Genomic DNA, 13,608 nt, shown 5'->3' with positions numbered 1-13,608 from the left:
TGCGCCCAATAAAAAATAAGGTTTATTACTGTTTTGAGCTCTAATAATAACACAATATCTCAACCAACTCTTTTTTCAAAATTTGTTGCTATCACTAAGGCAAGATTGTCTATTAGTGTTGTAATATCTACTGTGGCTGGTTTTGTGCTTGGTTTAGAATATTGGAATCAAAATTCTTGGATAACTTTATTGTTGCTTGTAGTGGGTGGTTACTGTATGGTTGGCGCTTCAAATGTTTTCAATCAAATTATTGAAAAAGATTTAGATGCTTTAATGGATCGTACCAAAAATAGACCATTACCTGCAGGTTTAATTTCAACACAAAATGCTTTAATTTTAGGAATAGTTTTAACTGTATTGGGATTATCAATTTTATTTGCAGTAAATCCAAAAACAGCAATGTTTGGAGCTATTTCTATTTTTATGTATGTATTTTTATATACGCCTTTAAAGACAAAAACGCCTTTGTCTGTTTTTGTTGGGGCTTTCCCAGGAGCAATACCTTTTATGTTAGGTTGGGTTGCTGCAACAGGTCATTTTGGAATAGAGGCTGGAACACTTTTTATAGTTCAGTTTTTTTGGCAATTTCCACATTTTTGGGCTATCGGTTGGTTTTTGTATGAAGACTATGAAAAGGCTGGTTTTTTTATGTTGCCTACAGGTAAAAAAGATAAGAAAACAGCGTTTCAAATTATATTCTATACTATTTGGACAATTTTAGCCTCAATAATTCCAGCTTTCGGTTTTACAGGTAAGTTGTTTTTAACTAAAATTTCGGCAGTAATTGTAGTGCTTTTAGGATTTTGGATGCTTTATTATGCTTTAAAATTGTATAGAGAAATGGATAAAATGGCGGCTAGAAAATTAATGATTGTAAGTGTTTCTTATATTACGCTATTGCAAATTGTTTATATTGTAGATAAGTTTTTAAGATAAAAATGGAAAATATTAAAACAACTCAAGAACAAGAACTATACCTTCAAAAAGGTAAAACCTATAAAATGTTGTTGATTTTTGCCATGATAAGTATTGTCATGATTTTTGCAGGATTAACAAGCGGATTTGTGGTTAGTAAATCGAGAAAAGATTGGTTGCAAAATTTTGAAATGCCCGATACTTTTTTGTATGGCACCATTTTGCTATTAGTAAGTAGTTTAACTTTTTGGATGGCTAAAAAAATGGTAAAAAAAGGAGATAATCCTAAAGGAATGATTTTTTTATTAGCGACATTAGGCTTGGGAATCTTGTTTGTAATTTTTCAATTTAAAGGATTCAGTATTTTATTTACAGAAGGATTAGTGCCAACTGGGCCAACAGGATCGGTAACAATTTCGTTTTTATATGCGTTTGTTATTGTTCACATTGCTCACCTTGTTGGCGGTTTTTTCTCGCTTTTTTTTGTAATTTATAATCATTTTAAACAAAAATATACACCAACTCAAACCCTTGGTATTGAACTAAGTGCGATGTACTGGCACTTTATGGATTTTATTTGGTTATATTTGTTTTTATTTTTCTATTTTTTCAAATAGAAAAAAAATAATAAATTTGGGAACTTTTTAACAACTTAAAAATTTTATGGGAGCGACAGTTACTACTCATGATGAACACGCAATATTAGATGGCGGTCCAGGACCATTAGGAGCAACCTATGGAAAAATGATGATGTGGTATTTCATCTTATCAGATGCATTAACATTTTCAGGGTTTCTAGCAGCTTATGGTTTTTCAAGATTTAAATTTATTGAAACTTGGCCTATTGCAGACGAAGTGTTTACGCACTTTCCATTTTTACACGGTGTAGATGCACCTATGTATTATGTGGCGTTGATGACTTTTATACTTATCTTTTCTTCAGTAACTATGGTTCTTGCTGTAGATGCTGGACATCATTTAAAGAAGACAAAAGTTGCAATTTATATGGCATTAACTATCGTTGGAGGTTTAATATTCTTAGGTTCTCAAGCTTGGGAGTGGAAAAATTTCATCAATGGAGAGTTTGGTGCAATTGAAACTAAAGGAGGATCAATTTTACAATTTGTAACTAAAGAAGGTGAGAGAGTTTCTTTAGCTGAATTTGCAAAGGTATTACCAGAAGAAAGAGAACATTTAAGCCGTGATAAAGGTGTTTGGTTCATGAGTGAGCCTAATTTGCCTTCATACTCAGTGAATGAAATTGTTGAAGGATTTAAAGCAAACCCGGATTTATTAATAAGAACTGAGCAAATTGTAGATAAAAAGAAAGTAGTTTTAAATCGTGAGGAATCTTTAAAAAGATTAGGCGATGCAAAATATGTTGTTGAAGGTGCTAATTTAGTTCGAAATGAGTACGGTCATAAATTATTTGCTAACTTCTTCTTCTTTATTACTGGTTTCCACGGTTTCCACGTATTCTCTGGAGTTGTAATTAATGTAATCATTTTCTTTAATGTATTATTAGGAACTTACGAGAAAAGAAAAAGTTATGAAATGGTTGAAAAAGTTGGATTATACTGGCACTTTGTCGATTTAGTATGGGTGTTCGTATTTACATTCTTCTACCTAGTTTAATTTATTAAGATTTATCGATTATGGCACACGCACACGAATCAAATACAAAAAGAATTTGGGTTGTTTTTGGGATTTTATCTCTTGTTACAATTGTTGAAGTAGCATTAGGTATTGTTAAACCAGATAGTTTACATATGACTAGTGTTTTAGGAACTAGCCCACTTAACTGGATTTTCTTAATCTTAACAATAGTTAAAGCTTATTTTATTACTTGGGCTTTCATGCACATGGAAGGTGAAAAAAAATGGTTTAGAAGATCAGTGGTTTGGACTGCAGTTTTCTTAATTATTTATTTATCATTTATTCTTTTAGTAGAGGGAGACTATGTTTTTGAAGTTTACAAACATGGACATTTAAAATGGATATTCTAATTAGAATTTAACATATAAAATCCCGATTTAATCGGGATTTTTTTTTGTATTTTTGTGAGAAATATTACTCAATGAATAAGAATAAAATTGTCTTAATAATTCTCTTTATATTTCCTATAGTTACTTATTTAATTTTTTCTTCTGCAAAACACAACGCTTTGTTTTTGCCTACTTTATCGGAAAGTAATAAAGAAATTCCAGCAACATGGAAAACTCTTGACGGAGAGACTGTTCAATTAAAAGATAAAATCACCATCTTAGGATTTGTTGGTGCCGAAGTTTTTGAGAATAAAACCAACCTTTTTAATTTAAATCAAAAAATTTATAATAAATATTTTGGTTTCAAAGATTTTCAATTTGTAATGATAGCGCCCATTGGAACTGAAAAGGATTGTAAAGAAATTTTAGATAAATTTAAATTAGTATCAGATGATCTTTCGGGTTGGCATTTTGTTTTTGCATCGAAAGAAGACATTCAAGAATATTATAATTCATTTAAGTTACAAACTACTTTAGATCATAATTTGGGAACACCAAATGTTATAATACTCGATAAGAATATTAATCATCGCGGTAGAAAAGGTAAAAATAAAAAAGGGGAAGAAGAGTACAGAGAAAGTTATAATACTATGTCTTCGGCTGATCTTCATAATGAAATGTCTGATGATGTAAAGATTATTTTGCGAGAATATCGACTTGCTTTAAAAAAGAATTCTCGTAAAGACGAGTTTAGAGATAAAATTACAGAGGAATTAGAAAATAAATAAGATGAAAAAGTCATATATAGGTTTAGCGTTTATTATTTTAATTTTTGGAATCTGGGTAGTTAAGGAAATAAATGCACGTTATTATTCTAAATCTGATTTGTATGAGATTGGCTCAGCACCAAGTTTTGAACTAACTAATCAAGATGATAAAAAGATTTCTGATAAAGATTATTTAGGTAAAGTTCATGTAATTGAATTTTTCTTTTCTACTTGTCCTACTATTTGCCCAAAAATGAATCAAAACATGTTAAAAATTCAAGATGAGTTTTTAAATGAAAAAGATTTTGGAATTGTATCCATTACAATTAATCCTGATTATGATACACCGGAAGTTTTAAAAGAACATGCTCATGTATTAGGAGTAAAACATCCTAATTGGAATTTTCTAACTGGAGATAAAGCCTATATTTTTGATTTAGCGAATAAAGGTTTCAATATGTATGCGGGTGAAAATAAAAAAGCAATGGGTGGTTTTGAACACTCTGGAATGTTTGCACTTGTAGACAAAGAAGGAAATATTCGTTGTAGAACGGATCAATACGGAAATCCAATTTTATATTATGATGGAATTGATCAAACTGGAGTTGAAAACATTATTGAAGATATTAAAAAGTTATTGCAAGAATAATTATGGAAAATAATACTATTGAAACAAAATACAATAAACTGATTATTGCTTTATCAGTTATAATACCAGTTGCAGTTGCAGTTTTATTTGGTGTAAATCTAAGAAAAATGGGATTCGATGTGGAGCCCTTAAGTTTTTTACCTCCAATTTATGCTACAATTAATGGAATTACTGCTGCAGTTTTAGTTTTTGCGGTTATGGCAATTAAAAACGGAAACAGACAATTACACGAATTATTAATGAAAGTAGCGATTGCATGTTCATTAGCTTTTTTAGTAATGTATGTAGCATATCATATGACTTCAGATACTACTTATTTTGGAGATGCTAATCTAAATGGAGTTTTAGAAGAATCTGAAAAGGAAGTTTTAGGCTCGTTCCGTTATGTGTATTATTTTATTTTATTTACGCACATTTTATTGTCTATTGCCATAATTCCATTAGTATTGATTACTTATGTTAAAGCATTGGCACAACGATTTGACAAACATAAAAAAATAGCCAAAATAACATTCCCAATTTGGCTTTATGTTGCAGTTACTGGTGTTTTTGTTTACATTATGATTTCTCCTTATTATGCAAACTAGAGTTAAAAGTAAAAAATTAAAAGTAAAAAGTTTAAAGTTGGGTGTTTTAAAAAGAGCATTTCTCACTTTTACCTTTTTGCTTTTACCTTTCTTTGTAGAAGCCCAATGTGCTATGTGTAGAGCTGCACTAGAAAGTGAAGAAAGCGGTACACAAGCAGAAGCTATTAACGATGGAATAGTTTATTTAATGGTTATTCCTTATGTTTTAGTTGGAGCTGCTTTTTATGCCATTTACAAATTGAAATATTCTAAAAAGAAGGAAGAGAATTAATCTAATCCATCTATTTTAACGCTAACTTTTCCTGATGTCGTGATAAAGGCTATAATTGCTTTGTTGGTTAATTCTACTTTTTCAAATTCTAAATCGCTAAGTGTTCCATTTACAAAAACACCTTTCATAGGAGAGTAATTGCTCAAGTAACCGGTTAAAGTGTTTTTTCCTTCTTCTAAATTTTCTTTAATAGAATAACGACAGTTTTCTTGAATTTTCCTCAAGATTGTTCCTTGTGCTAACCAGTTTGCTGATTTTAATAAGACACTTTTGGTGTTTAAAACATAATCTAATTGGTCAAAATAAATTTCTTTAGTAATAGCATTATAATTAGGATAACCATTTAAATAAATAGTGCCGTTTATGCTTCCTGTCATATCTAATGCTATAATTAGTTTGTTGTCTTTTTCCCAAATAGAAACATTTTGAACTGTTATTTTTTTACTTCCAGAACCAAATTCTTGACCTTTAAAATTCTTAGTAATTACTTTGGATGCGCTTTCATAAGTTGAAACAATAGCAAGTGAAACTTCCGCTTTATTTGGAATTTGTGTTACAGGTTTAAGTACAATTTTTTTACTATCGAATGAGTTTTTGGGTTCTTGTCCCACCATGGTTTGAAGATTACATTTTAATCCCATATCCATAGTAATTTTACTGTTTTTCAAAACAGCATCTGTAGCATAAAGTTCTATAGGAGCAACTTTAAACCAAGTTTCATAACCTTCATCAGTTAAAACAGGTTTGCTAATTCCTTCAAGAGCATCTAAAACATAAGGTTTAAAATCGCATGAAGCATCAATAGCTTTGTCAATTTCTTTTGCAATAGTTTTCTTAAAATAGCCTAATGTTGGATTAATGATGTATGTGATGGGAACCATTTTTCCTGCAATTAATATAGCCGGACTTTCATTCCACTTAAAATCGGTAATTTGAGATTGTGTAGAAAGTTTCCAGTTAGTTAAATGTGGTTTACTTTCTAAAGTAATAACTCCGTCTAAGAATATTTCTTTAGTGTCATTTAGGTTTAAAAAATCTGTTCCATATTTTACTTTAGTCCAAATTTTTAATGGAATTTTAGAAACAATAACGCCATTTTTATCGGAAAGTTCAATGTCGTTCGATTTCCAAATTTTCATTTGAGTTTTATCGTCACTTAAAATAGAATCGTTGTAAATCAATCCTTTTAAGTTTTTATTGAGTTGTTTTTCTATGTCTTTTATGGTGATTTCAACTGGTAAAGCTAAAAACGAAGTTTTGGTTTTGTATGCAGTAGATGTTGTATTTGATGGAGCTGGTTTTAAAGCTTCAATTTTTTTACCCGAAGAGCAACTTGCAAGTATTACAAATAAACTTAATAGCGTTATAGCAATTATTATGTATTTCATTTGAATAGAAAATTTCTGTAAAATTAAAATTTTAAGTAAATACTGTAACAAAAATTTACAATTGTGGTCTTATTACTGTAATCGAAAAATAAAATGATAATGTCATTTAAAAGAATTGTCTTTTTTCTAGTTGGTATCTTAACGATAAGTGCGCAAGCACAAGAAAAAAAGTGGACGCTTCAAGAGTGTGTAGATTATGCTATTCAAAATAATATTTCTGTTAAACAATCAGAATTAGATTTGGAAACTTCAAGTGTAGAAAAATTGGAAGCTATTGGTGGTTTCTTACCTACACTTAGCGGAAATGCAAATTATAGCATAAATACAGGAGCAAGTATTAACCCAGTAACGAACCAGTTTCAAAACACTACGTTTAAGTCTTTTTCTGCTCAAGCAAATTCAGGAATTACTTTGTTTAATGGTTTGGCAAATTGGAAAACTCTACAAAGAGCAAAATTGAATAAAATTGCAAACACCTATCGTTTAGACAAAATGAAGGATGATATTGCATTATCAATAGCTAATTCTTATCTGCAAATTTTATTCAATAAAGAACAACTTAAAGTTCAAATTAATCAAAATAACATCACAAAAGAGAATTTAAAGCGAACAAGAGAATTAATTGATGCTGGTGTATTACCTGCTGGAGACATTTTCGATTTAGAAGCTACAAATGCTAGTCAAGAACAACAAATTATTGCTTCAGAAAATGCAGTTTTGATTTCTAAAATTGCTTTGTGTCAAACAATGTTGTTAGATGATTATGTGAGTTTTGATGTAATCGAAGAAATTGTTGATGTGCCTGTAAGTGAAGTAACAAATAAATCACAAGAAGAGATTTTACAAAAATCGAAAGAATCGGTAAACGATCTTAAAATTGCTCTTTCTAATGTAGATATTGCGAAGAAAGATTTGTCAATCTCTCGTTCTTCATATTTGCCAACTTTAAGTGGTTTTGTTGGATACAATACACGTTGGTCTGAAAGTACTCCTTTTAATTTTATTGATCAGCTTACATTATTTGATGGAACAGCTGTAGGGTTACAATTAAATGTTCCAATTTTAAATGGTTTTACTACAAGAGGAAGAGTTCAAAGAGCTAAGATTAATCAAGAAAGAACTGAATTTCAATTAAAACAAGCTGAACTAGATTTAGAACGAAATGTTTACCAAGCTTATAATGATGTAAAAAATGCAGCAAAATCTTATGAGGCTGCACAAAAAACATTAGAAGCACGACAACAAGCTTATGATTTTGCTAAAGAGAGATATCAAGTTGGTCTTATGAATTCATTTGATTATTCTCAAGCAAACATGACTTATGAAAACGCTCAATCAGAAGTTTTAAGAACTAAATACGATTATATTTTCAAAACAAAAATTTTAGAATTTTACTTTGGTATTCCATTAATACAAAATAATTAATTATGTCTAAGAAAACAATATACATACTGGTAGCAGTAGCTATTTTACTAATAAGTTTAATTGGATTAAAGAAAGCTGGTGTAATAGGAGGTAATGACGATTCTAAAATCGTTGAAATTTCTAAAGCAGCTGAAATGACAATTATTGAAACAGTTTCTGCAACTGGAAAAATTCAACCAGAAATTGAAGTTAAAATATCTTCTGAAGTTTCAGGCGAAATTATTGACTTACCTATCAAAGAAGGTCAACAAGTAAAAAAAGGTGATTTGTTAGTAAAAATTAACCCAGATATTTATGAATCTGGAGTAAACCGTACTGCTGCATCTTTATCAACAACAAAAGCAGGATTAAGCCAGGCTGATGCGCAGGTAAAAGAAGCAAAAGCAAACTATGATAGAAACAAAACTTTATTTGAAAAAGGAATTATTTCAAAATCTGAATGGGATAAAGTAGTTTCAACTTATGAAGTTGCTGTGGCTAACAAACAATCGGCTTATTATAATGTTCAAAGTGCTTCTGCAACTTTAACTGAAGCTCGTGATAATTTAGGTAGAACAACAATCTACGCACCTGCAGATGGAACTATTTCGTTGCTTTCAGTAGAATTAGGTGAAAGAGTTTTAGGAACTCAACAAATGGCTGGTACTGAGTTATTGCGTGTAGCCAATTTAAATAACATGGAAGTTGAAGTAGATGTTAACGAAAACGACATTGTAAAAGTTAGCATTGGCGATTCGGCTAAAATTGAAGTAGATGCTTATTTGAAAAAAGAATTTAAAGGGATTGTTACTAGTATTTCAAATTCTGCAAGTTCTACTTTAACAGCAGATCAGGTAACAAATTTTAAAGTTAAGGTTCGCATTTTAAAAGAATCATACCAAGATTTATTAGAAGGAAAACCAGAAAATTATTCGCCATTTAGACCTGGAATGACTGCAACTGTAGATATCATTACAAAAAGAAAAGAAAAAGTTATTGGTGTGCCAATTAGCGCTGTTGTTATAAAAGATGATACAACATCAACTAAAAAAGATATCATTGCTGAGTTAGAAAAAGAAGATAAACAAAACAAAGGAACTTATAATCCTGACAAAAAGTTTGAATGTGTTTTTGTGAAAGTAGGAGATGTCGCAAAACTTAAAGTAGTTAAAACAGGTATTCAAGATGATACTAATATTGAAATTATTGAAGGATTAAAACCTGGAGAAGAAATTATTATTGGACCTTATACAACTGTCTCAAAAGAATTAAATAGTAACGATAAGGTTAAACTAGAAGAAAAAAAGTCTAGTAACAAAGACTAGTAGATTTGTTAAATTGGGTTAAGGAGGCACGAAGTATTTCGTGCCTTTTTATTTTTTAAATGTTTAAAGTTTGTAATTTTGCAATTCAAATTAAAGAAATGGCATATATTTTAAATTTAGAAACAGCAACTAAAAACTGTTCAGTGTCAATTGCGAATGGAGGAAAAGTTTTAGCAGTTAGAGAAATAGCTACAGAAAATTTTTCTCACGCCGAAAAATTGCACGTCTTTATTGAAGAATGTTTACAGGAAGCAAATCTTACTTTTCAAAATATAAATGCCGTAGCAGTAAGTAAAGGTCCAGGTTCTTATACAGGATTGCGCATTGGGGTTTCTGCTGCAAAAGGTTTCTGCTATGCCTTAAATATTCCTTTAATCTCAGTTGATACACTTGAACTTTTAGCTAAAAAAGTTACGATTGAAAACGGAATTATTGTTCCAATGATTGATGCTAGAAGAATGGAGGTTTACACTGCCTTTTTTGGTAATGATTATACTAAAATTTCTGAAACTGAAGCTAAAGTTATTGATGAAAATTCATTTTTTGAAGTTCAAGTACCAATGCATTTAGTTGGTGATGGCGCCATTAAATTAAAATCAGTTTTAACCGATACAAAGTTTAACTTTTATGATGAAATTTTATATCCATCTGCTTTAGAAATGTGCCAATTGTCGTTTGATAAATTCAAAATAAGCGACTTTGAAGATGTCGCTTATTTTGAACCTTTTTATTTAAAAGATTTTGTTTTGAATAAATAATCTATTTGTCTTCGTTAATAATTCTTAGCTCTCTTTGAGGAAAAGGAATAGAAATGTTAACTTTATCTAAAGCTAATTTACATTCAATCAATGTTTCAGAACTAACTTCTAAAAAGTCTTCTGATTTAGACCAAGGGCGAATACCAAGATTTATTGCACTATCAGCCAATTCTTTTACAATAACGCTTGGTGCGGGTTCAGTTAATATTTTTGGATGATTGTTCAATACTTCCATAATAACTTCTTTTGCTTTTCTGATATCAGAATTATAAGCAATTCCTATATTTAAATCGGCTCTACGTATACCTTCTTGCGTATAGTTTTTGATAATTCCATTAGATAAAATGCCATTTGGAATGTAAATAGTTTGATTGTTTGCAGTTAACAAACGAGTATTAAATATTTGAATTTCCTGAACGGTACCAATTTCTCCTTGTGCTTCAATTACATCATTTACTTTAAAAGGTTTAAATAGAATAATTAAAACGCCACCTGCAAAATTTGAAAGCGAACCTTGTAGTGCTAAACCAATAGCTAAACCAGCAGCACCAAGAATTGCTACTAATGAGGAAGTTTCAAATCCTAATTTAGAAATTACAATTACAAAAAGGAGTACGCGCAAAGTCCAGAAAACAATGTTGCCTAAGAAATTTGCTAAAGTAATCTCTACTTCTTTTTTTACCATTATTTTTTTGAATGCTTTGGTAATTATGCTAACAACCCAAAGTCCAACAAATAATAATATTAAAGCGGTAATTACTTTTGGCGAATATTCAATTAGTAAATTTTTAATGAGTTCAAAATAGTTTTCAATTTTTTCTGGATACATAGTTTTTTGTTTATGAATTGAGTAATAATATAAGAAAAATATTATTTTTCACAAAGTTAATTTAAAATGAGCGCTTTAGAATAAATACGATTTTTAAAATTTTCATAAAATTTAATCAATTTCAAATGTAATTTTTACATTCACTCTAAATTCAGTTACTTCACCATTACTTACAGCCGCACTTTGTTCTTGTACATACACAGAGCGAATATTTTTTAACGATTTTGACGCTTGAGAAACGGCTTTTTTTGTAGCATCTTCCCAGCTTTTTTCTGAGTTTGCTAAAACTTCAATAACTTTTAATACTGCCATAATTATAAAACTTTAGTTAATAATTCTTAAATTTACTAAAAATCAAGAAATTGCCCAAGCCCATTTTTAAGTGTATTCAAAATTCATAACATTAACTTAACATTGAATAAAATTTCTTGAACCAACTTTGCAAAAAAATAAAATTATATAATGGATCAAATTTACATTGTAATGCTTGTGGCTCTTGCCATATTAGCGATAATTGATTTGATGGTTGGTGTAGCCAATGATGCAGTTAACTTTTTAAATTCAGGAATAGGTTCAAAAGCAGTTTCGTTTAAAACTTTAATGATTGTTGCTAGTATTGGAATTGCACTTGGTGCGTTATTCTCAAGCGGAATGATGGAAATTGCTAGAAGTGGAATTTTCGTTCCTGCAATGTTTACCTTCGAAGATGTAATGATTATTTTTCTATCAGTAATGATAACCGATGTATTATTGCTGGACATCTTTAATTCACTTGGTTTTCCTACCTCTACAACTGTTTCTGTTGTATTCGAATTGTTAGGAGGAGCAGTCTGTTTAGGGATTTATAAGATTATAACTTCAGATGGCGATTTTGGAACATTATCTTCATACATTAATACTGCTAAAGCTACAGAAATTGTATCTAGTATTTTACTTTCTGTAATAATTTCGTTTACAATTGGTGCATTTGTAATGTATATCTCAAGGATATTGTTTTCTTTCCATTATGAAAATCGCACAAAGTTTTTCGGTGCCATTTTTGGTGGTTTAGGAATTACTTTTATTACTTATTTTATTTTATTTAAAGGAATTAAAGGTTCTGCATTTATGACTTCTGATTTGAAAGAATTGATGAATGCTAACCAAATGTATATTGTTTTAGGAAGTTTAATTTTCTGGACAATAATTTCTCAAATATTAATTACACTAAAACAAAATATTTTTAAAGTCATTATTATTGTGGGAACTTTTGCATTAGCACTTGCTTTTGCGGGTAACGATTTAGTGAACTTTATTGGTGTGCCAATTGCAGCTTTACAATCGCATGAAATTTATGTAGCTGGTGGAAGAGATGCAACAATGTTGATGGGTGAATTAGCTTCGGGAGAATTGAAAGCAAATTTTTGGTTGTTATTATTTGGTGGATCGATTATGGTCTATACACTTTGGACTTCTAAAAAAGCTAGAGAAGTTATTAAAACTGGTGTCGATTTATCGAGACAAAGTGAAGGTTCAGAGAAGTTTGATGCAAATAATTTATCAAGAATTATAGTTAGAGGAAGTATATATGTTGGTCAAATTTTGAATTATGTGATGCCAAAATCATTAGAAATCAAAATTGATAAACAATTTGAAAAACGTACTTACGCTAAAAAAGAAGAAGCGCCAGCTTTTGATATGGTTAGAGCTTCTGTAAATTTAATGGTAGCGAGTATTTTAATTGCTTTAGGAACTTCTTTAAAATTACCATTATCTACTACATATGTAACTTTTATGGTGGCAATGGGTACTTCTTTTGCAGATAGAGCTTGGGATAGAGAAAGTGCTGTGTATAGAGTTGCTGGAGTTTTTAATGTAATTGGTGGATGGTTCGTAACAGCTTTTGTTGCTTTTTCTATGGCTTCAATAGTAGCATTATTACTTAAAGTAGGTAAAGTGTTTTCTTTTGTTGCAATAATGATTTTAGTAGGTATTTTACTTTACAGAAGTGGAAGAAAATATATTGCAAAAACAAAAGAAGCTGAAGAAGAAGAAAAATACTCAAGAGCAGATGTTGCAACAATTAAAGAAGTTATATCAGAAAGTTCTGTTCAAATTGCTCGAGTAATTAATAAGACAAATTTATTGTATTCTGATGTAGTAGATAATTTAGGTTTACAAGATTTAAATAAGTTAAAAGAAAACAGAAAGAAACTTAAAAAACTTGAAAAAAGTGTTGATGATTTAAAAGGAAACTTATTTTATTTCATTAGAAACTTAGATGAATCATCAGTAGAAGGAAGTGAATTTTATATTTTAATTTTAGGTTATTTGCAAGATATGGTTCAGTCAATTGGCTATATTACAAATAATAGTTATTCTCATGTTAATAACAACCATAAAGGTTTGAAATTCAATCAAATTAGAGATTTAAAACTTGTAGACGAGCAATTGCAGCATTTATTTGATAGGTTAGAATCAAGTTTTCAAAAAGAAGATTTTACAGGTTTACAAACTGTAATATCTGAAAAAGATCAATTGTTGGGTACTATTTCTGGTTTAATTCAAAAACAAATTTTAAGAATTAGAACAACTGAAAACAGTCCTAAAAATAGTAAGTTGTATTTTGGTTTATTATTAGAAACAAATGATTTAATAAAAGCAACTATGAATTTATTAGAATTGTTTCAAGATTTTGATACACATGTAAAAAGTAAATAAATAAAAAAGGAGGTTTTAAAACCTCCTTTT

The 13,608-nt window shown here is 29.7% G+C and carries 15 protein-coding genes; 12 read left to right on the top strand and 3 right to left on the bottom strand.

What is annotated here, in order from left to right:
* Nucleotides 1–33: 33 nt before the first annotated feature.
* The 8 genes from cyoE (at nucleotide 34) to GCU34_RS08850 (ending at nucleotide 5,174) form a co-directional block, all read left to right on the top strand.
* Nucleotides 34–936 (top strand): heme o synthase, encoded by a 903-nt coding sequence (gene cyoE, locus GCU34_RS08885; RefSeq protein ID WP_084656855.1) that lies wholly within the window; start codon nucleotides 34–36, stop codon nucleotides 934–936.
* A 2-nt stretch (nucleotides 937–938) separates the two neighbouring features.
* Complete coding sequence (locus GCU34_RS08880; protein ID WP_072783176.1) at nucleotides 939–1,532, top strand: cytochrome c oxidase subunit 3; 594 nt, start codon at nucleotides 939–941, stop codon at nucleotides 1,530–1,532.
* Between the two features lie 46 nt (nucleotides 1,533–1,578).
* Nucleotides 1,579–2,550, top strand: a complete 972-nt coding sequence (locus GCU34_RS08875) for a cytochrome c oxidase subunit 3 (protein ID WP_072783177.1) — start codon at nucleotides 1,579–1,581, stop codon at nucleotides 2,548–2,550.
* A gap of 20 nt (nucleotides 2,551–2,570) precedes the next feature.
* Entirely contained in the window at nucleotides 2,571–2,921 is a 351-nt protein-coding gene (locus GCU34_RS08870; protein WP_072783179.1) for a cytochrome C oxidase subunit IV family protein, read from the top strand.
* Between the two features lie 71 nt (nucleotides 2,922–2,992).
* Nucleotides 2,993–3,688 carry a hypothetical protein gene (locus GCU34_RS08865; RefSeq protein WP_072783181.1) on the top strand — a complete coding sequence of 232 codons (696 nt, stop codon included), beginning with the start codon at nucleotides 2,993–2,995 and terminating at the stop codon, nucleotides 3,686–3,688.
* 1 nt (nucleotide 3,689) lies between these two features.
* A complete protein-coding gene (locus GCU34_RS08860) occupies nucleotides 3,690–4,316 on the top strand; it encodes an SCO family protein (protein ID WP_072783182.1) in 627 nt (208 codons plus the stop codon).
* A 2-nt stretch (nucleotides 4,317–4,318) separates the two neighbouring features.
* Entirely contained in the window at nucleotides 4,319–4,903 is a 585-nt protein-coding gene (locus GCU34_RS08855) for a DUF420 domain-containing protein (RefSeq protein WP_072783184.1), read from the top strand.
* A complete protein-coding gene (locus GCU34_RS08850) occupies nucleotides 4,893–5,174 on the top strand; it encodes a hypothetical protein (RefSeq protein WP_227658669.1) in 282 nt (93 codons plus the stop codon). The genes GCU34_RS08855 and GCU34_RS08850 overlap by 11 nt, the downstream gene beginning before the upstream one ends.
* On the opposite strand, the gene GCU34_RS08845 is transcribed toward GCU34_RS08850, so the two are convergent.
* Complete coding sequence (locus GCU34_RS08845; RefSeq protein ID WP_072783186.1) at nucleotides 5,171–6,562, bottom strand: DUF4403 family protein; 1,392 nt, start codon at nucleotides 6,560–6,562, stop codon at nucleotides 5,171–5,173. The two genes, GCU34_RS08850 and GCU34_RS08845, sit on opposite strands and share 4 nt — an antisense overlap.
* A 99-nt stretch (nucleotides 6,563–6,661) precedes the next feature.
* Here GCU34_RS08845 and GCU34_RS08840 point away from each other — a divergent pair, with 99 nt between their 5' ends.
* The 3 genes from GCU34_RS08840 to tsaB all read left to right on the top strand — a co-directional run bounded on the left by GCU34_RS08840 (nucleotide 6,662) and on the right by tsaB (nucleotide 10,049).
* A complete protein-coding gene (locus GCU34_RS08840) occupies nucleotides 6,662–7,987 on the top strand; it encodes a TolC family protein (RefSeq protein ID WP_072783188.1) in 1,326 nt (441 codons plus the stop codon).
* 2 nt (nucleotides 7,988–7,989) lie between these two features.
* On the top strand, nucleotides 7,990–9,291 hold the full coding sequence (locus GCU34_RS08835; protein ID WP_072783190.1) for an efflux RND transporter periplasmic adaptor subunit: 1,302 nt from the start codon (nucleotides 7,990–7,992) through the stop codon (nucleotides 9,289–9,291).
* Nucleotides 9,292–9,389: 98 nt separating this feature from the next.
* Nucleotides 9,390–10,049, top strand: coding sequence for a tRNA (adenosine(37)-N6)-threonylcarbamoyltransferase complex dimerization subunit type 1 TsaB (gene tsaB, locus GCU34_RS08830; protein WP_072783423.1), 660 nt, complete (start codon nucleotides 9,390–9,392; stop codon nucleotides 10,047–10,049).
* Nucleotide 10,050: 1 nt separating this feature from the next.
* Here tsaB and GCU34_RS08825 read toward each other — a convergent pair whose 3' ends face one another.
* A complete protein-coding gene (locus GCU34_RS08825) occupies nucleotides 10,051–10,878 on the bottom strand; it encodes a mechanosensitive ion channel family protein (protein ID WP_072783192.1) in 828 nt (275 codons plus the stop codon).
* Nucleotides 10,879–10,989: 111 nt separating this feature from the next.
* Entirely contained in the window at nucleotides 10,990–11,190 is a 201-nt protein-coding gene (locus tag GCU34_RS08820; RefSeq protein WP_072783194.1) for a dodecin family protein, read from the bottom strand.
* Nucleotides 11,191–11,340: 150 nt separating this feature from the next.
* On the opposite strand from GCU34_RS08820, the gene GCU34_RS08815 reads away from it, so the two are divergent.
* On the top strand, nucleotides 11,341–13,578 hold the full coding sequence (locus GCU34_RS08815) for an inorganic phosphate transporter (protein ID WP_072783196.1): 2,238 nt from the start codon (nucleotides 11,341–11,343) through the stop codon (nucleotides 13,576–13,578).
* The last annotated feature ends 30 nt before the right edge of the window (nucleotides 13,579–13,608 follow it).

This window comes from Flavobacterium haoranii, assembly GCF_009363055.1.
In the GTDB taxonomy this organism is placed as follows: domain Bacteria; phylum Bacteroidota; class Bacteroidia; order Flavobacteriales; family Flavobacteriaceae; genus Flavobacterium; species Flavobacterium haoranii.
The sequence above is the reverse complement of the archived record's forward strand: the minus strand, read 5'-3'. Positions and strand labels throughout refer to the sequence as shown.